Source organism: Methylobacterium sp. E-025, assembly GCF_022829705.1.
Lineage (GTDB): Bacteria > Pseudomonadota > Alphaproteobacteria > Rhizobiales > Beijerinckiaceae > Methylobacterium.
The window spans coordinates 1-16,907 of record NZ_JAKSYR010000025.1 but is presented as its reverse complement, the minus strand read 5'-3'; the positions used below and the strand labels follow the sequence as shown (position 1 = coordinate 16,907).

Here is a 16,907-nt window from a genome sequence, read left to right as displayed (position 1 = left end):
GCCGTGAAGGCCGCCATCGATGAGCCCGATGGATCATCGGCGGATTGCTTCGTCGCGCCTCGGCGACGCCGACGGCTCTCCTCGAGGAGAGTATCCTGATGACTGTAATTGCGGGGATCGCCCCACTGAGAGCACCACCGGTGCTTGAGCGTCGGTTCGGGAACCTCGCCGGGAGCCGGGCCTACCGCCTTTACGTCCCGTCCGTTTACGACGGGCGGCCCGTGCCCCTCGTGGTGATGCTGCACGGCAGCTCCCAGACGCCGCGCGACTTCGCCATCGGGACCCGGATGGACGCGATGGCCGAGGAACAGGGGTTCCTCGTCGCCTACCCGGACCAGCCGAGGTCGGCCAACATCGCCAGGAGTTGGAACTGGTACAGGCCCGGCGACCAGCGGCGCGACCGGGGCGAGCCGTCGATCCTGGCCGGAATGACGCGCCGGATCATGCAGGACTTCGCCGTCGATCCCGCCAGAATCTATGTCTCGGGCCTCTCGTCCGGCGGGGCCGCCGCGGCGATCATGGCGCTGGCCTACCCGGATCTCTATGCCGCCATCGGCATCCATTCCGGCTTGGCCGGAGGTTCGGCCAAGGGCGTCTCGTCCGCCTTCTCCGCGATGCGAAGGGGCGCCTTGATCCGTCCCGTGAGGGCGCCGCGGCCGCTGCCGACCATCGTATTCCACGGTGACCGGGACAGGACCGTCTCCCCCGTCAACGATGACTAGGCCATCGCACAGGCAAGGCCGGCCGGCGACCTGCGGACGTCGGTGAGCACGGGCCATGCCCCGAGCGGGATGGCCTACACGAAGACGGTGATGTCCACCCCGGCCGGCAATCAGGAAACGGAACAGTGGCTCCTTCATGGGGCGGGCCACGCCTGGGCCGGCGGCAGCCAGGTCGGCTCCTACACCGATCCGAAGGGGCCCGACGCCAGTCGCGAGATGCTGCGGTTCTTCATGTCCCACACAAGGGACGACGGTCCTCGTCGGCACTGACCGTTATGCGCTTACCGGCAGGCGTTCGATCCTCCCAATGCTCAACCCGGGCTCGCTTGCATACCCACGGCGGTGGCGGGTATCTCGATCCTTCGATCCATCCGGAGCATGCCCTCGATCCGGGCCGCGAGCGCGTCCAAGGCGAACGGCTTGATCATGATTTCCATGCCCGCCTCCATCCGGCCGTTCCTGACGGCGGCGCTCGCGGCGTAGCCCGTGAGGAAGAGAACCTTCAGTTCGGGACTGTGCGCCCTCGCCGCGTCGGCGAGTTGACGCCCGTTCATTCCGCCGGGAAGGCCGACGTCGGTCAGGAGGAGATCGATGCGGACGCGGGACTCGATGATCCGCAGTCCGGACTGCCCGTCCTCGGCCTCCAGCACGAAGTAGCCGAGCTCGGAGAGCACCTCGACGATCACCATCCTCACGGCGACCTCGTCCTCGACCACGAGCACGACCGTGCCCGCTTCGGCAGCCGCCGGACTGGTCACCGAGCCGGCCGGCTTCGCGACGTCCGCCGACCCGAGATGCCGCGGCAGGTAGATCGACACCACGGTGCCCTGGCCGGCCTCGCTATCCAGGAGGACGTGGCCGCCCGATTGCTGGACGAAGCCGTAGATCATCGAGAGGCCGAGGCCCGTGCCCTCACCGGTGGGCTTGGTCGTGAAGAACGGATCGAATGCACGGGCGATCACCTCCGGTGGCATGCCGGTGCCTTCGTCCGTGACGAAGAGGCCCATGTACTCGCCCGCCGGCATCTTCGACGTCGTGGGGTCTGCTCCGGGACGCGTATCCGGAACCGTCGCGTTCCGGGTCTCGATCATGAGGGGACCGCCATCGGGCATCGCGTCCCGAGCGTTGATGACCAGGTTGAGCAGCGCGTTTTCGAGCTGGTTCGGATCGCACAGCACCGGCCAAAGGTCGTCCGCCAGCCTGGTCTCGACCGCGATCCCCGGCCCGACCGTTCGACTGAACAGGTCCTCCATGCCCGCGACCAACCGATTGACGTCGGTCGCCCTGGGATCGAGCGTCTGGCGCCGCGAGAAGGCGAGGAGCCGGTGGGTGAGCGCGGCGGCCCGCTCGACCGAGGTCATCGCGACGTCGACGTAGCGGTCGACCTCCGAGGCGCGGCCCTGCCTCAAGCGCGACCGGATCAGTTCCAGGCTACCGGAGATGCCGGCCAACAGGTTGTTGAAGTCGTGCGCCAGCCCTCCGGTCAACTGCCCGACGGCCTCCATCTTGAGCGATTGGCGCAGCGTCTCCTCGATCCGTCCGCGCTCCTCGGCCTCCGCGCGGAGCCTGTCGTTGGCTTCGGTCAGCGCGCGGGTGCGCTCGGCGACGCGCTGCTCAAGTGCGGTTCGCACACGCGCCTCGTCGTCCCGAACCTCGCCGGTGACGCGAATGCGGTCGACGGCACCCGCGAGCAGGTTGGCGTAGCTGCGCAGGAAGAGGGTATCGCTCTCGATGAACTGGCGGGGAACGTGGCTGTCGATCTGGAGGATGCCGAACGGCGGCTTCCCGTGACCGCCGATGATGAGGACGTTGGCCACCGCCTTCACATCGTTGTCGATTAGGAACTGCGAGTATCGAAACCGCGTCTCCTTCGCGATGTCGGGCGAGATCATGGGCTCGCCAGTCCGCAACGCATGCCCTTCCGAGGTGTCGTGCTCTGCGGTGATGGTCGCCTTTCCGATGACGCCCTCCTTCCAGCCGACCCCCGCGCGCACGCGAAGGGTTTTCCCGTCCGGCTGGAGCTCGACGACCTTCGCGAGGTCGGTCCCGAGAGCTTGGCCCGCAAGCCGGCAGGCCTCCGTCAGGATCTCGTCGAGATCGTCGGATCGAAGGGCGAGCTCCCCGAAGCGCGCGAGCGTCGTCTGCTGGCGGAGAAGCTCCTGCAGGCCGTCCGTTCCGCTCACGTTCAAAACCCTTCTCCGCGTTGATCGGCTCTGTCGTCCGACACGATCTCGATGACGGTCCGGGCTTCTTCGGCGTCGGCGTTGTCAAAAGCGTTGATGATCGAATCTCCCACCGCGTGTTCCCGTGCCGGGTCGTAACCATTCCAGCGTCCATGGCTCGGCATCGGCCATTCGGACGGGCCATCCCGTTCCAAAAACTATCCGACCAGAACCACGGCCTTCTTGACGTAGGAGTCGTTCTGGAGGCTCTGAACGATGAAGTGTGCCACGTCGGCCCGCGGGATCAGGCCGTTCCGCCATGAGGTCGGCTCGTCGAGGACCTGGTATCGGCCGGTGGCGGCCCCACCGGTGAGGACGCCTGGCCGCACCAGCGTCCAATCCAGGCTGCTCTTCCGGATGCGGATTTCCTGCGCGTCCTTGTCGTCGTAGGCACGCCCGAACACGAGCCGGAACGGTACCCGCTGCAGGAGGCCGACCGCCTCCCGGCTGTCGCCCGTCCCGAAGCCGGTCACCGACATGAGGCGACGGACGCCGGCCTTCTCCATGGCGGGCACGAGCACGTTGGTCGCATCCGAGAACAAGCGCACCGGCCCGAACAGGTCTCGGAACGGAACCCCCAGCGCCTGGACCACGCCATCGACACCTACGAGCGCGGCCTCGACGTCGGCGACTTTTAGGGCGTCGCCCGTGAAGCGCTCCAGGTTAGCCCCGGACAGGTCGATCCTGGCGGCCGAGCGGGCGAAGGCACGCACGCGGTGCCCGGCCCCCAGGGCCGCCTTGACCGTTTCCAGGCCGATGCCGTTGCTGGCACCTATGACGAGAACGTGGGCCATGGGGCCTCCCGGGTGGCGATGACCGCAAGGGGGCACAGGGTGAGACCGCGCCATACCGATCAATTCAGATGCGGTCGGTTTCCGCCGTATCAGGCGTAACCCTGGTCCTCCCAGAGACCGCCCTTGCCTTCGCCAATCACAGCGAAGCCCTCGACCACCGCGATGCGCATCACGCCCGAAGGCGCTGGCGCACCCAACGGGTCGCGTCGTCGAGGTTCCCGAACGTCGGGGTACGGTGCACGCGGAGACGACCCAAGGCGACCTCGACGAACCAATCGCCGGCCTCCTCGTGATCGGTCATGGCGAGCTGGACCAGGACCGCGACCAGCATCCCGTTCGCCATCACTAGCATCCCATCCCGGTCGTCACTCCCGGTGTCCACGGCGATCGGCTGCATCGTGACAAGCGTCTCGACGTTGCCTCGCGCGGGCACGGCTAGCTTCCCTGCGATAGGTTGGCCCAGACGACGCTCCGCCGGTCGACCCAGCGCGCGCTCTTAAGATGAAGGTAGTTCGGGTTGAACTTGCAGAAATCCTTCAGGCGCTCCACGTCGAGAATCGTCATGACGCTGTTCTTCAGCGTGATCAGCCCCATGCCCCGCAGGTCGCGCAGGGTCCGGTTCACATGAACGTTGGAGAGACCCATCGTGTCGGCGATGTCGGTCTGGGTGAACGGAAACGCGTAGCTGTTGTCCTTGCAGCGCCCTACGGCCTCAAGGCGCGCATGGAGTTCGCAGATCAGGTGGGCGATGCGCTCGTCGGCGGCGCGCACACCCATGTTGACCAGCCATTCCCGCAGGACGGCCTCGTCGACGAGGTTGCACCACCAGAACGCCCGCGTGATGAGCGGATAGTTCGCCGTGATCTCCTCGATGGCCTGACGCGGGATGTCCGCCACCTGGCACTTCGAGATCGTGCCGATGTTATGGTCCATCTGGTCAAGGATGAAGACGTTCAGGTCGCAGAAGTCGCCCGGGACGAGGTAGGCCATGATCTGGCAGCTGCCGTCTGCGAGGACCTTGTAGCGGCAGGCGAACCCATCGAGCACGAGGTGGACGTTGTCGGGCGGATCGCCTTCGCTCGCCAGGTCGACACGGGCCCCGACCTGACGAATTCGAGGCACCAACGCGTTCAGCGCCCGCAGGTCCTTGTCGGACAGCGTCTCGTAACTCTCCAACTTCCGGATCAGCGCATGTTGCATCAAGCCATTTCGTTTCAAAGTGCTATGTAACCATAGGTCGGTAAAACGACGCTGTGCAATCATAGGATGGTTTTCGCGCCGATTTCCGGTGCGTCCCCCTTTGATGCGGATGGGGCCCGGCGCATCTTGAGGGAAGTGGTCGAGGCACGGTGCCCCCCGTCCCGAGGATGACGGAACCGTGGCCCACCCCATTCAGGATCAGTGTCGGAACCATCTCCTCGCGGTTCTGACGCCCGAAGATTTCGCCCTTCTGCAGCCTCACCTCGACGAGGTCCCCCTCGCTGTGGGCGAGATGCTGATCGCCGCCGACACGCCGATCCCACGGGTGTGGTTCGTCGAGCGGGGCATCGTCTCTCTCATCGCCGCATCCGCGGACGCCGGCCAGATCGAGCTCGGGCTGGTCGGACGGGAGGGCATGGTCGGAGTGCCGGTGCTGCTCGGCGCCGGGCGGACACCGGACCAAGGCCGGGTCCAGATGGCGGGGATGGCCTGGTCGATGCCGGGCGGCAAGATGCGGGAGGCCCTGCGCGACAGTCCTGGTCTCCGCGATGGCCTGCTTCGCTACGCACAGGCCTTGAACGTCCAGGTCGCCTCGATGGCGCTTGCCAACGGCCGCTACGGGTTGGAGCGGCGTCTCGCGCGCTGGCTCCTGATGTGCCACGACCGCGTCGACGGCGACCTCCTCCCGACGACCCATCGGTTCCTCTCCCTGATGCTGGGGGTCAACCGCACCGGCCTGACGACGGCCGTCGCCACCCTTGAGCGCGCCGACGTCATCGGGACGCGGCGAGGCACCATCACGGTGCGAAGCCGAGCCGCGTTGCTCAGGCTCGCGGGCGACTCCTACGGGGTGGCGGAAGCCGAGTACGTGCGGCTCGTCGACGGCTAGGAAGACACGGAGGCGTGGGCCTTGCCGATCCGGTCCACGCTCAGGATGCCAGGTTGGCCCATGGCAGGCCGATGACGACCCTCAGACCTTCGACATCCCAATGGTGCGAGATCGTCCCGGCAAGCTGCCCCCGTACGGTTCGCTCGGTCAGCTTCGAGCCGAAACCCTCATGGCACGGCGGCGTGCGGATAGGGGGACCGCCCCGTTCGGTCCAGACGAGGCTCATGTCGTTGCCGGCCCGTCGACAGTCGATGGTGACGGTACCACCCTCCTCGGACAGGGCACCGTGCTTGATCGCGTTCGTGGCCAACTCGTGGATGACGAGCGCCAGACCCGTCACCGATCCGTCGCCGACCGGGACGTCGTCCACCCCGCCGTGGATGAACCGACGCTCCTCGCCAACGTCGTCGTAGGGATCGAGCAACGCGGCCAGAAGCCCCTGCAGGGTCTGCTGCGGACGCGACGATCGCTCGTCCGGCGGGGCGACATGGAGATATTCGAGCGCCCGGCTCATGGCCGTGAAGCGGTTGCGCAGAGTTCCGGCGTAGGATTGGACGGATGGGAGGTTGCGCGCCGAAAGGGTGACGAGGCCGTTGACCAGGGCGAACATGTTCTTGAGGCGATGGCTGAGTTCCCGACCGCGAAGGTCGTGTCCGTCCTCGATCCGGCGCAATTGGGTCATGTCACGGGAGACGGCTAGGATGCCCACGAGCCGGCCGTCCACGTCGACGATGCGCGAGAGGACGACGTCCCAATACACCGTCCCGCCCTGGGCGGCGGCGCGCCACCCGTCGAAACGCGCGGTGCCGACCGTGGCCGCCACGGCCAAGGCGTCCGAGGCGACTTCGCGAACGACCACGGGCCACGACAGGGACCATGATCCGTCGCCGGCATCGGCGATGTCGTCGTCGCCGAGCATGCGACGGGCCATCGGGTTCCGGAGGCGGAGGTGACCCAGGTCGTCGATCACCTCGACGCAGTCCTGGCTCGCAGAAATGAGCTCGCGACCCAGGTTCCAGGCGTTCCATCGGTCGTAGGCATTGTTCTCGATCTCGCCCGAGGGAAGATCCAGACGATACGGACCGCTCGACGCTCCGGAAGACGGGGGGACGCCGGTCCGCAGGGGGACCACGTTCGAGGTCTGCACCCGGTCTATGCCCTGGGTCATGGCCTGATCCTACATGGCCTGTGAATGCTCGGGCCACATGCGATGATCCAGGGATACCGTGATGGAATCCTGGTGGCATCATCATAGGATCGTATTTTTTGATTTGCTCGACCGGAACTGCCTTTGATCTCCCCGGATGGGGATACCCATGTCATGTCCCCCTACGCCCACGATCCCACGAACCGCTGGACATGACGCGATCACGCCGGGTTCTCGATGAGCCATCCGTCCGGAACGCGGCTCGCCCAGGGGGCAGTGCCGCAGGTAGAAACAACGGTCCGCGCCGGAAGTTGTCCGTTTGGGTCTAAGATCGTGGGCCGACAGGGGGCGGTCTTGCGGGAGGAACACATCATGGCAGGGGTCAGGCCCGACCTGGAGGTTCTCTTGGCCGCGGTAGAGGGGTCCGGCGAGGCCATCCTGATCACCTGTGGCGAGCTCGACCACCCCGGGCCCCGCATCGAGTACGTCAATCCCGCCTTCACCCGCATGAGCGGATACGAGGCCGTCGAAGTCCTGGGCCGCAGCCCGCGCCTCCTCCAGGGACCGCTCACGGACCGGAGCGTCATCGACAGGATGCGCACGGCGCTCAACGCCGGCGAGGCGTTCCAGGGCGAAGCGATCAACCATCGCAAGGACGGCTCGACCTACGTCGTCGAATGGCTGATCACGCCCCTGCGTGACGGGGATGGCCGCATCACGCGGTGGATGTCGGCGCAACGGGACGTCACCGAACGTCGCGCCTCCGAGGACCGCCAGGCCATGCTGGTGCGCGAGCTCCACCATCGGGTGAAGAACACGCTTGCCACGGTCCAGGCCGTGCTCAACGCCACCCTGCGTTCCTCTCTCGGCCTGTCGGAGTTTCGGCAGGCCTTCTCCGGCCGTATCGCCTCCCTCGCCAAGACGCACGCGCTGATCACGGAGGACCATGTCCAGGTCGTCCCCTTCGAGGACCTGCTCCGCACGGAACTCGAAGCCTACGACAGGCCCGGCCTACGGCGTGTGACGCTGAGGGGACCCCGAGTGCTCCTTCCTTCGGAACTGGCGGTTCCGGTCGGGATGGCGCTGCACGAGATGACGACGAACGCCATCCGACACGGTGCACTCGCCGATCCGGACGGCAGGGTTGCAGTGGACTGGTCCGTCGAGGAAGCTCCCGAGGGGTCCGTCCTGCACTGGACGTGGAACGAGCATGACGGAGCGCCCGTCGCGTTGCCGACGCGGGAAGGCTTCGGCTCGCAACTGCTCAATCGCGTCCTGACCCAGCAGGTCGGCGCCAAAGTCGACATCGCCTATGATCCGGACGGCCTCAGAATCGCCGTCGCGCTTCCGATGCCGGCGGCTCCAACGGGAGCCTATGGCCGAGGATACAGGGTCGGCCTTCCAGGCTATGCACATCGGCGCACAGAACGCGGGTCCTAGGCCGGGATCTGGTCGATGCTCGCGGTATCCTGCGCGACCACGCCGTTCTCCCGATGGCGGAACGCGCTCAAGGCTTGGTAGACCTGCAGTCGCGCCCGCATCACGGAGCCGAGCGGCCGATGTGCCGCGAGGCTGTAGGCAGGACGGAACGTCATCACCTCGTCGAAGTAGCGCACGCGATCCACTGAGTAGGCATCCTGCCGGGGCAGGCGCAGCGTGGCCACGGTGCGGTAAGGGCTGATCGAGACGGGCCAGTCGACCGAGGCGTCCTCGATGGGTTGGCTCTCGACGTTGGCCCAGAGCTGAGCCTTCAACTCGAACAACACTTCGTTCTCCCGGAAGAAGGCGACCGTGGCATGGCGGAAGCCGTCCTCGTCCTGGTGCGGATCGAGCCGCCACTCGGACAGGGTGCGCTGGCTTTCCGTTACCGGCACGGCCCCGAGCTTGGCGACGTAGTCACCGTAGCGGACCGGCGCTTGGCTGAAGTAGCTGTCGGCAAGGGGATGGCTGTAGGGATGGCCGAAGAAGTCTGCCAGCGCGCTCTCGGTCCCGAAGGCATGGAGCGCCCGGTTGAGATTGCGCATGGTCGACGAGACCGCACTCTTGACCCCTTCCGGCAGCCCGGTCGACTTGCCGATGACCGTGCCGTCGCGCAGGAAGCCGGCCGCCGTACCCGAGGGGAAGGTGGTCCCGGTCGCGAGCACGAAGTCCTGGGTATCGACGGCGTGGCCGGGCAGCTTCTCGCCGGGGACGTCGAACACCTTGATGGACATGCCGCGGTGGGTTGACACCCGGTCGCCCAGGGTCTCGCCCGGCCCCTGCGCGAAGCGGACGGCCACGGGGTGGGTGCCGGGCGTGGCGAACAACCCTTGGGCCAGTTCAGGCGGCAGGCCGGCGGCGATCGTCAACTCGCCCGTGACACAGGCCGAGCTCTTGGCGTGGCTGGCGCGTACGGCATGGTGCTCGCGGGCCTCGACGGTCTCCGATTGCTGCGTCATGCCCTTGATGATGCCCTCAATCGTCTTCTGCTCGTCCGCGGCGGGCGTCTCGATGTCGGGGGCGTATCGAAGGTAGGTCATGCGGCGCCTCGTAGGGTGCGGGGAAAGGAAACGGGCCGCAGCCGGAAAGAGCGCGGTCGATTCCAGGTGCCATGTGCTTTCGAAATCCGAAATCCTGCCTGGAAACCGATGCATGAGGTCATTCGGTACAAAGGACGGCCTGGCCCACCTTGAAGGCATCCCTACGCGCGTTGGTCGGGCCGACATAGGGAATGCAGGAGACAGCAGAGGAGACTTACCGAAGGGTCGTGGTCTCCCCATCCTGCAGGGGGCGATCCTCGCCGTGGGGCCCACCGACCGAGACGTGTGAGTTTAGGCGCCCAAGGTGCTCGAAGACATGCTCGAAGGCATTGGTGACGGCCAGCTCGAAGGAACCGTCGGCCTTGCCCTGTGCAGCCTTGAGCGCGCTGAGCAACGCATGATGCTTCTCAGTGTCGCTCGACATGATGTTCCTTTTTCTAGGACTGGGCTTCTTCCCAGCGAGCCAAGCTCCGATGGCGTATGGGGTTCCAGGCTTGGTCGGTGTCATCACGCCTACGTCATCAGGCGGGGCACGTAAGGAACGCCACGACACAGGTGTGGTTGCCCTGGTCGAGAACCTGCCCGTTTCATGGGCGGTCCGTTTCCTACACCAGGAACACCACATGATCGTTCGAACGAAGTCGCATGCGCTTGCTGCCCTGCTTGCCGGCACCGTACTCCTGACCGCTTCCGCGGCCTGGGCGCAGGCGCAGCCGACGATGAAGGATCATTTCGACGGTGCCGTCTCGACGGTGACCGGCTCACCGATGGCCAATCTCGACGTCGACATGAAGCACGTCCTCGACGCCCTGAAGAAGCTCGATCCGAAGCCGCTTCCGAAGCTCTCGCCGCAGGACGCCCGCAAGCAACCGAGCCCGACCGATGGCGTCAAGGCGCTGCTCACGGAGCAGGGCAAGCCGACGGCACCCGAGCCTGGCGTGACGACGAAGGAGCTGGCCTACGAGACCGGCGGCGTATCCCAGAAGGTCCGGATCTACACGCCGGAGGGTGCTGCGGGTCCGCTGCCGGTCGTGGTGTACTACCACGGCGGCGGGTTCGTGATCGCCGACCTCGACACCTACGACGCCACCCCGCGCGCCATCGCCAAGGGCGCAAAGGCCGTGGTGGTCTCGGTCGAGTACCGGCACGCGCCGGAGGCGAAGTTCCCGGCCCAACACGAGGACGCCTTCGCCGCCTACAAGTGGGCGCTCGCCAACGCAAAAAGCTTCGGCGGCGACCCGTCAAAGGTCGCTCTGCTCGGTGAATCCGCCGGCGGCAACCTCGTGACTAACGTGGCCATCATGGCCCGTGACGGGAACGTCGAGAAGCCGGTGCAGGTCGTCGCCGTCTACCCGATGGCCGGCACCAACCTCGACACGCAGTCCTACAAGGACAACGCCTCGGCCAAGCCCCTCGACAAGCCGATGATGGCCTGGTTCTACGACCAGACCGTGCGCAACGACGCCGACCGGGCGGACCCGCGCCTCGACATCGTCGGTAAGGCCGACCTTAAGGGCCTGCCCCCGTTCACGGTGGTGACCGCGCAGATCGACCCGCTGCACGACGACGGCAAGATGCTCTCCGCCAAGATCAAGGCTGCGGGCGGCCAGGTGACCTACCGCGATTACCCCGGCGTGACCCACGAGTTCTTCGGCATGGGCAACGTCGTGGCCAAGGCCAAGGAAGCCGAGAACGCCGTCATCGCCGACCTCAAGGCCGCCTCCGGTGGGATGGCCACCGGTACCACCGGCGCCAAGTGACCTGACGCCGGCCGGGCGAAACCACCGGCGAAATCTAAGACGTCAATGCGGGCCGACCTTCCAAGGGGGGACGGCCCGCGTTCGCGTCGAAAGGCATCATTCACGGCGTGGCCCCACGCCACCGATACCTCGAACCTCTTCGAAGATCACCCCCGCTACCCCTTCGACCCCAGTGCGCCGACCGACATCGGAACCGTCATGCCCCACCGCCCCAAGGTCGTCGCCTTCGACATCATCGGCACCGTGTTCAGCATGGAGCCGATGCGGGCGCCCCTGGTCGGGTTGGGTCTGCCGTCGCTTGCCCTCGATCTCCTCTACACGGCCGGCTTGAGGGACACCTTCGCCCTTGCTACCACCAACAGCTTCGCGCCCTTCCAGGCAGTTCTATCGGCGTGCCTCGACGAGTTGCTCGCCATGCAGGGTCTCACTGCTTCCTCGAAGGATAAGCAGGCCGTGCTCGACATGATGAGGGCCCTTCCCCCGCACGGGGACGCCAAGGCCGCATTCCAAGTTCTGGTCGATTCCGGCGTCAGGGTCTGCGCGTTGAGCAACGGCGCGGTCAAGACCACGCAGGGATTGCTCGCTGCGGCGAGCATGGACGGGATGGTCGAGCAAATTCTTTCCGTAGAGGACGTGAAGCTCTCGAAACCGCGTGCCGAGGTCTATCTCTATGCGGCCCAGACCGCTGGGGTCGCACCGGGCGAGATGGCCCTGATCGCGACCCATCCCTGGGACCTGCACGGTGCCAAGATCGCAGGCCTCATGGCAGGCTACGTCGCACGGGGCCGGCCGTACTCGGCTGTCCTTAAGGGACCCGCCGTGACCGGGGAAACCCTGCTGGACGTCGCCTCGGAAATGGCGCGGATCTAGGTCCCGCGTGAACGTCGACGGCACGTCCCTGCCACCTCAGATGCCGGCATACCAGGCGTAGCCCTGGTCCTCCCAGTAGCCACCCTTGCCCTCGCCGAGCTGCGCGAAGCTCTCGACCACCTCGATGCGCATCACGTACTTGGCCTGCTTGTAGCCGAGGTTGCGTTCGACGCGCAGGCGCAGCGGGGCACCATTCGAGACGGGAAGCGGCTTGCCGTTCATCTCGTAGGCGAGGATCGTCTGTGGGTGGAACGCGTCCACGAGGTCGATGCTCTCGTAGTACCGGACCGGCGATCCGCCGCTGGCCGCGGTGTCCTCCGACGCCTGCTGGCCGCCGGAATCCTTCCTGCTCTCGCCACTGCCCGACTGTTTGGTCATCGCCGGGTTGGCGTTGCCGGCGGGAGCCGCCTCGTCGGTCTCCGCGCCTTCCTCGCCGCCTTCCAGCGGACTGCCCTGGTCCATGGTGTCGGCGCAGTGGAACACCACGTAGCGCGCCTCCGGTTTCAGCTTGGCCCGGGAGAGGAGGTCGGCGAGCGGCACCCCGGTCCACTTGCCGATGGCGCTCCAGCCCTCGACGCAATCGTGCCGGGTGATCCGGGTGCGGGCGGGAAGCTTGCGGAGCTCGGCCAGCGACAGTTTGAAGGGCGCTTCCACGAGGCCGCCAACCTCCAGGTGGTACTTGGCGAACTTACCCTTCACCAGGGCCTTGTAATCCTTGTCCGGCGGGTCCTCGGTACCGTTCGGCTTGAACCACGGCGAGATGTCGGCCTCTGCGAACTCAGGTGCCAGTGTCCGGTCGGTGAGCAGCAGGCGCTGGACGAAGAGGTTGGCGTCCTCGCCGGTCTTGAGGGTGCGCCTGAACCACTCCGCGTTGCCGAGGCGGTCGCAGCCGCCGAGCATCGCGGTACCGGCGGCGGCGGTGGCGCCGAGCAGGAGGGAGCGGCGGCTTGGTTGCCGGATCACGAGGCGGCCTCCGTCGACGTCCGCTCCGGTAACGGCTCGACCTTCCGCTCGATGACGAACCAGCCGGTGATCATGCCACGCATGTTGTTCCGGAAGCCCGAGAGGACGACCAGGGCGACGTGCACGACTACGAACAGGACGAGCAGGGCCGCCACGACGAAGTGGACCGTGCGCGCCGACTGGCGCCCGTCGAACAGCGTCAGCAGAAAGGGAAAGGCCGCATCCATGGCCGGCGACATCGCCAGCCCCGCCAGGACCTGAGCGGGCAGGAGCACGAACAGCACGACGAGGTAGGTGAGCTTCTGGATGACGTTGTAGCGCTTGGCCTCGTCACCTTCAGGGAAACGCAGCGTCAGGTGCTCCCATACCGAAGCGCCGAAGTGTCGGACCTGGTCGCGCGACGGGATCACGCGGAACCTAAGCTGTCCGCTGCCCAGCCCGTAGAACAGGTAGGCGAGGCCGTTCAGGACGAAGGCCCAGGCGAAGAAGAAGTGCCAGCTTCGGCCACCGGTGAGGTCCTGGTCGCTCGGCAGGGTCGCCCAGGACGGGAAGCCGCGGTCGGCCGCCTCGCCGTCGGCACCTGCCGAGGAGCCGAGCCAGCCGGTGGTGTCGAAGGTCCGCCCAAGGATGGTGACGACGCCCCTCGGCGGATCGTCCTCCGTCGAGGACATCGCCATCAGCGGCGTGTCGAAGGTGGAGACCTTGCCCCAGTACAGGGCAGGGTGGGCGTTGAAGATCTGCAGGCCGCTCATCAGCAGCACGAGGAGGCAGATCGCGTTGACCCAGTGCGCGACGCGGATGACGACCGGGTGCCGGAACATCCAGCGTCGTGTCTCGACCTCGCCCGTGTCGGGCGCGGAGCGCGTTAGGTAGGTGCGGGGCAAACGGTCTTCCTCAGGCGATCCTCAAAAAGGGTGGAGGCCCCTGGACCGGGACCTCCGGAAGCGTAGGACGCCTCGAATTACATGCCGCGCTTCATCATCATGCGCTTCTTCATCATCCGGCGCTTCATCATGCGCTTCTTCATCATCATCCGGTCACCGTGCATCATGCGGACCTGGGTCACGCCGGTATCGGACTGCAGGCCGTTGACGGCCATCGGGGCGGCCGTTGCGGCACCGGCTGCCAGGGACACGCCGCTAAGGGCGGCCAGGGCGGTGAGGGCGAGAGTAAACTTCTTCATGCGGGATCTCCTGTAGTGCTGAATGTCTCATTCAACCTTTGTGAAAACAGAATAATTCCATACTTGTTCCGATCTAAGCCGAATGATTTAACATCAAGCTTGCCAATTAGACAAGTTAAGGCACGCTCGGAAGCTTATGCTTCGAACATGCTTGGGTCGGGGTCTTCGAGGAGGCTTACGGGATCGAGAGGCCGCAAGTTTCAGCCTCGCCATCAAGTTCCGAAGAACGCCTTCGGTCGACGGCCCGTATGAGCGCCAATCCCCGCACATCATCTCGATGCAGGGCCCACTGGCTTTGCTCTCCGACGTGCAGGCCGCCACCAAACAGGTGCCGGCTCCGGGATGGGCCGGTGGTGACGGGCGCATTCCTCGTCGTGTCGATCAAATGAGCAATCGGTTCCCGGGCTTCATGCTAGGGCTCAACTCGGTTCTCCCCGTGAACTGTTCTCAACTCACCTCGGCGCGCCCTGACCCGGCGCGCCTTTTTAATTGGCATAGGTATAATTTTATCAAATTTAGGTGAGCATTGTTAAATCTTCGCTAACCTCCGATACGAGCGGACGACCTGACCCATCGTGCTCTCACGAACGGAGAGGCATGATGCCGATGAACTCGAAACACTTGAGATTTGCCGATCTCGACAGGCTACCCGTGCCACCGTGTTATCATGCCTTCCTGGTCAACGCTGACGGGCGTGTGGTAAGACTGGAAAACCTACCCGCCCTCGACGATCAAGACGCCCTGCGTCAGGCCGAGGCGTTCGTGGCCGGTCATGCGGTCGAGCTATGGCACGGCATGCGGTTCATGGAGCGCTTCCCGCTGCGAGGTTGAGGCGCATCAAGCCAGCGCCGCTGGCCAAGCTCGGGCTGAGGCCTATCTCGCCTCAATGGGTGAGGAGGTTCTGGAACTGATGATCACGTTGGCTCATGCGGCCGCGACCGACGACGCATGCGCGTCTCAGCTCGCTGCCATCGCAATGGCCGCTGTCGATGCCGGCGAAGGGTTCGTTGCCCAGGGAATGATCCAGTTAGCCCGAGTTCACCGCGTTCGTGCGATGCGACTACGTGGGAATATCGCTGTGCTCAGCTCCGGAGCACGGCGGGATCTTCCATTAAGACCCCACCGAAGGCTGAAGCGCTGGGCCAGGTGGGCAGGTGACACGGATCCGATGCGGCAGGTCGTGGCTGGATGGGCTATGGCGGATGCAAGGGGGACTGGTTGGTCCCCTGGCAGGACGATGGATTTTGCCGCAACATCACGGCAAACCCGGATTGGAGCCATCTTCGGTGCGGGCGCACGTCCTTGAGCCGGCCCAGCCAGGGAGGCCACGATGATCTGGGTTACGGACGACGAGGGACGGACAACCTACATGTGTCCGGAGTGGTACGCCGTCACTGGGCTGCGGTCCCCGGCCGGCCTGGGGCCGGGCTGGGCGAGCGTCATCCACCCCGACGACCGTGACCTGATGGTCGAGACGTTCCGGCATGCCTGCGCGGCACGATGCGAGTTCACCCTGCAATATCGCCTCCGGCGCCAGGACGGCACCTACGTGTGGGTGAGCGACTCCGCCACCCCCTCATGGTTGCCGAATCGACGGGGCTTCCTCGGCTTTTTCGGGCAGATCACCGACGTGAAGCCCCAAGGACGAAGACTGATCGCGCAGGCGGAGCTCGAAAGGTTTGAGGTGACCCCGTCCGCCGGTGAGTTCGCGCCGGTCACGGCACTCGACGCCCTCGCCGAGCACATCCTCATGGCAAGGTCGCTCGCCCTGGGAGGCGCCTCGGACCATCTCCTGCCGATGGTCGACGCGTTGCTGTTCGCCGTAGGCAGGGACCTGGCCCGGCGGCAGGGCGGGGATGATGCGTCGGGCAACATCCACTGAGCCCAGCGAAACCGATCCGTGGCGAGGCATCACCCGGCGCGGGTCGGATCTCCTTCAACCCCGCCTCCTGCAGCGTTGGGGGGCGCCAACCTGGTCTTGGTGGCGGTGAACGACATCAGGGAGGTGATGCCGCCGGGTGGAAGCTTCACCGGACCCTCCGCTGCAGCGATGGAAATGTCCGTTAGCGTCGGCGTGAGCGAGTCCGGGTGAGGGTGCGGTCAAACGTGCGCCCGCGCCGGTGATACGCCATGCGGGTTCAGGTCCCGAGCAGTGCCAGGCGCTTCCTCCCGACCACCGCGGCCTCGGCAGGATGAAGTCGAACGTGGTGCCGCGGCTGGGCACGCCTTCGACGGTTAGAGTGCGTCCCTGACGCTCCACGAGATTTCGGCAGAGCAGGAGGCCGAGGCCGCTGCCTCGCTTGCCAGCGGTCCCGTTCGTGGTCGTGCGTCGGTCGAGCTGGACCAGGGCGGCGACCTGGTCGGCCGACAGGCCGACCCCGGTGTGTGCCTATGGCTGCATAAGCACAGCCCGCGACCGAAAGCAGCCGCACTGCTCTCGCCCCTGAGCGGCCTACCCGCTAGCGACCCAACTCAGCCGTTAGGATCGGCGTTTGGGCTCAACGAACGCGGTCATTCGTCGGCCGCCTGGCACATTCGGCTCCGGGAGAGCGTGTGTTCGCCGGGATGCCGACAGTCGACATCGGGTTGAACCTTGTCGCTATGCCGTCCACTTTAAACGATGGATGAATTCGCGATC

The 16,907-nt window shown here is 65.9% G+C and carries 19 protein-coding genes and 1 pseudogene; 8 read left to right on the top strand and 12 right to left on the bottom strand.

The features are described from left to right. The first annotated feature begins 98 nt into the window (after positions 1-98). Entirely contained in the window at positions 99-722 is a 624-nt protein-coding gene (locus tag MKK64_RS01830; protein WP_279592994.1) for an alpha/beta hydrolase family esterase, read from the top strand. Positions 723-791: 69 nt separating this feature from the next. Further along, positions 792-992 carry a hypothetical protein gene (locus tag MKK64_RS01825; protein WP_243932009.1) on the top strand — a complete coding sequence of 67 codons (201 nt, stop codon included), beginning with the start codon at positions 792-794 and terminating at the stop codon, positions 990-992. Between the two features lie 41 nt (positions 993-1,033). Here the strand turns inward: MKK64_RS01825 and MKK64_RS01820 are convergent, their stop codons facing one another. From MKK64_RS01820 to MKK64_RS01795, 5 genes are all read right to left on the bottom strand, one after another. Continuing rightward, positions 1,034-2,905 (bottom strand): ATP-binding protein, encoded by a 1,872-nt coding sequence (locus MKK64_RS01820; protein WP_313898877.1) that lies wholly within the window; start codon positions 2,903-2,905, stop codon positions 1,034-1,036. Positions 2,906-2,907: 2 nt separating this feature from the next. Further along, complete coding sequence (locus tag MKK64_RS01810; protein ID WP_243932008.1) at positions 2,908-3,069, bottom strand: hypothetical protein; 162 nt, start codon at positions 3,067-3,069, stop codon at positions 2,908-2,910. Positions 3,070-3,102: 33 nt separating this feature from the next. After that, positions 3,103-3,738, bottom strand: coding sequence for an NAD(P)-dependent oxidoreductase (locus tag MKK64_RS01805; RefSeq protein WP_243932007.1), 636 nt, complete (start codon positions 3,736-3,738; stop codon positions 3,103-3,105). Between the two features lie 169 nt (positions 3,739-3,907). Continuing rightward, the gene (locus MKK64_RS01800; protein WP_243932006.1) at positions 3,908-4,081 is read right to left on the bottom strand and encodes a hypothetical protein; all 174 of its coding nucleotides are present in this window, start codon (positions 4,079-4,081) and stop codon (positions 3,908-3,910) included. A 92-nt stretch (positions 4,082-4,173) separates the two neighbouring features. Continuing rightward, entirely contained in the window at positions 4,174-5,001 is an 828-nt protein-coding gene (locus MKK64_RS01795; RefSeq protein WP_313898876.1) for a Crp/Fnr family transcriptional regulator, read from the bottom strand. A gap of 115 nt (positions 5,002-5,116) precedes the next feature. Between MKK64_RS01795 and MKK64_RS01790 the strand changes: the two genes are divergently transcribed. Beyond that, positions 5,117-5,827 (top strand): Crp/Fnr family transcriptional regulator, encoded by a 711-nt coding sequence (locus tag MKK64_RS01790; RefSeq protein WP_243932005.1) that lies wholly within the window; start codon positions 5,117-5,119, stop codon positions 5,825-5,827. Between the two features lie 40 nt (positions 5,828-5,867). On the opposite strand, the gene MKK64_RS01785 is transcribed toward MKK64_RS01790, so the two are convergent. Then, the gene (locus MKK64_RS01785; RefSeq protein ID WP_243932004.1) at positions 5,868-6,995 is read right to left on the bottom strand and encodes an HWE histidine kinase domain-containing protein; all 1,128 of its coding nucleotides are present in this window, start codon (positions 6,993-6,995) and stop codon (positions 5,868-5,870) included. Between the two features lie 351 nt (positions 6,996-7,346). On the opposite strand from MKK64_RS01785, the gene MKK64_RS01780 reads away from it, so the two are divergent. Further along, positions 7,347-8,414: an HWE histidine kinase domain-containing protein gene (locus MKK64_RS01780; protein ID WP_243932003.1), complete on the top strand. Its 1,068-nt coding sequence runs from the start codon at positions 7,347-7,349 to the stop codon at positions 8,412-8,414. Here MKK64_RS01780 and MKK64_RS01775 read toward each other — a convergent pair. Next, the gene (locus MKK64_RS01775; RefSeq protein ID WP_243932002.1) at positions 8,411-9,493 is read right to left on the bottom strand and encodes a catalase family protein; all 1,083 of its coding nucleotides are present in this window, start codon (positions 9,491-9,493) and stop codon (positions 8,411-8,413) included. The two genes, MKK64_RS01780 and MKK64_RS01775, sit on opposite strands and share 4 nt — an antisense overlap. Positions 9,494-9,707: 214 nt before the next feature. Beyond that, entirely contained in the window at positions 9,708-9,917 is a 210-nt protein-coding gene (locus MKK64_RS01770) for a hypothetical protein (RefSeq protein WP_243932001.1), read from the bottom strand. Between the two features lie 199 nt (positions 9,918-10,116). Here MKK64_RS01770 and MKK64_RS01765 point away from each other — a divergent pair, with 199 nt between their 5' ends. Then, entirely contained in the window at positions 10,117-11,253 is a 1,137-nt protein-coding gene (locus MKK64_RS01765) for an alpha/beta hydrolase (protein WP_243932000.1), read from the top strand. Between the two features lie 198 nt (positions 11,254-11,451). Beyond that, positions 11,452-12,123: an HAD-IA family hydrolase gene (locus MKK64_RS01760; protein WP_243931999.1), complete on the top strand. Its 672-nt coding sequence runs from the start codon at positions 11,452-11,454 to the stop codon at positions 12,121-12,123. Between the two features lie 36 nt (positions 12,124-12,159). Here the strand turns inward: MKK64_RS01760 and MKK64_RS01755 are convergent, their stop codons facing one another. The 3 genes from MKK64_RS01755 to MKK64_RS01745 form a co-directional block, all read right to left on the bottom strand. Continuing rightward, complete coding sequence (locus tag MKK64_RS01755) at positions 12,160-13,086, bottom strand: molybdopterin-binding protein (protein WP_243931998.1); 927 nt, start codon at positions 13,084-13,086, stop codon at positions 12,160-12,162. Then, positions 13,083-13,907 carry a cytochrome b/b6 domain-containing protein gene (locus tag MKK64_RS01750; RefSeq protein WP_243932012.1) on the bottom strand — a complete coding sequence of 275 codons (825 nt, stop codon included), beginning with the start codon at positions 13,905-13,907 and terminating at the stop codon, positions 13,083-13,085. Before MKK64_RS01750 ends, MKK64_RS01755 begins: the two co-directional genes overlap by 4 nt. A gap of 140 nt (positions 13,908-14,047) precedes the next feature. Then, a complete protein-coding gene (locus tag MKK64_RS01745) occupies positions 14,048-14,269 on the bottom strand; it encodes a hypothetical protein (RefSeq protein WP_243931997.1) in 222 nt (73 codons plus the stop codon). Between the two features lie 597 nt (positions 14,270-14,866). Here MKK64_RS01745 and MKK64_RS01740 point away from each other — a divergent pair. Beyond that, positions 14,867-15,100, top strand: a complete 234-nt coding sequence (locus tag MKK64_RS01740; RefSeq protein WP_243931996.1) for a hypothetical protein — start codon at positions 14,867-14,869, stop codon at positions 15,098-15,100. Positions 15,101-15,599: 499 nt separating this feature from the next. Beyond that, positions 15,600-16,151 (top strand): PAS domain-containing protein, encoded by a 552-nt coding sequence (locus MKK64_RS01735; protein WP_243931995.1) that lies wholly within the window; start codon positions 15,600-15,602, stop codon positions 16,149-16,151. 54 nt (positions 16,152-16,205) lie between these two features. Here MKK64_RS01735 and MKK64_RS01730 read toward each other — a convergent pair. Further along, positions 16,206-16,643: pseudogene (locus tag MKK64_RS01730) on the bottom strand (sensor histidine kinase); the annotation flags it as partial. Positions 16,644-16,907 lie beyond the last annotated feature (264 nt).

Excerpts from the sequence above, each read along its gene's own strand:
- MKK64_RS01830 (WP_279592994.1), top strand. The coding sequence starts at position 99 with ATGACTGTAATTGCGGGGATCGCCCCACTGAGAGCACCACCGGTGCTT.
- MKK64_RS01825 (WP_243932009.1), top strand. The coding sequence starts at position 792 with ATGGCCTACACGAAGACGGTGATGTCCACCCCGGCCGGCAATCAGGAA.
- MKK64_RS01810 (WP_243932008.1), bottom strand. The coding sequence starts at position 3,069 with ATGCCGAGCCATGGACGCTGGAATGGTTACGACCCGGCACGGGAACAC.
- MKK64_RS01805 (WP_243932007.1), bottom strand. The coding sequence starts at position 3,738 with ATGGCCCACGTTCTCGTCATAGGTGCCAGCAACGGCATCGGCCTGGAA.
- MKK64_RS01800 (WP_243932006.1), bottom strand. The coding sequence starts at position 4,081 with ATGGCGAACGGGATGCTGGTCGCGGTCCTGGTCCAGCTCGCCATGACC.
- MKK64_RS01795 (WP_313898876.1), bottom strand. The coding sequence starts at position 5,001 with ATGATTGCACAGCGTCGTTTTACCGACCTATGGTTACATAGCACTTTG.
- MKK64_RS01785 (WP_243932004.1), bottom strand. The coding sequence starts at position 6,995 with ATGACCCAGGGCATAGACCGGGTGCAGACCTCGAACGTGGTCCCCCTG.
- MKK64_RS01780 (WP_243932003.1), top strand. The coding sequence starts at position 7,347 with ATGGCAGGGGTCAGGCCCGACCTGGAGGTTCTCTTGGCCGCGGTAGAG.
- MKK64_RS01775 (WP_243932002.1), bottom strand. The coding sequence starts at position 9,493 with ATGACCTACCTTCGATACGCCCCCGACATCGAGACGCCCGCCGCGGAC.
- MKK64_RS01770 (WP_243932001.1), bottom strand. The coding sequence starts at position 9,917 with ATGTCGAGCGACACTGAGAAGCATCATGCGTTGCTCAGCGCGCTCAAG.
- MKK64_RS01765 (WP_243932000.1), top strand. The coding sequence starts at position 10,117 with ATGATCGTTCGAACGAAGTCGCATGCGCTTGCTGCCCTGCTTGCCGGC.
- MKK64_RS01760 (WP_243931999.1), top strand. The coding sequence starts at position 11,452 with ATGCCCCACCGCCCCAAGGTCGTCGCCTTCGACATCATCGGCACCGTG.
- MKK64_RS01750 (WP_243932012.1), bottom strand. The coding sequence starts at position 13,907 with ATGTTCCGGCACCCGGTCGTCATCCGCGTCGCGCACTGGGTCAACGCG.
- MKK64_RS01745 (WP_243931997.1), bottom strand. The coding sequence starts at position 14,269 with ATGAAGAAGTTTACTCTCGCCCTCACCGCCCTGGCCGCCCTTAGCGGC.
- MKK64_RS01740 (WP_243931996.1), top strand. The coding sequence starts at position 14,867 with ATGATGCCGATGAACTCGAAACACTTGAGATTTGCCGATCTCGACAGG.
- MKK64_RS01735 (WP_243931995.1), top strand. The coding sequence starts at position 15,600 with ATGATCTGGGTTACGGACGACGAGGGACGGACAACCTACATGTGTCCG.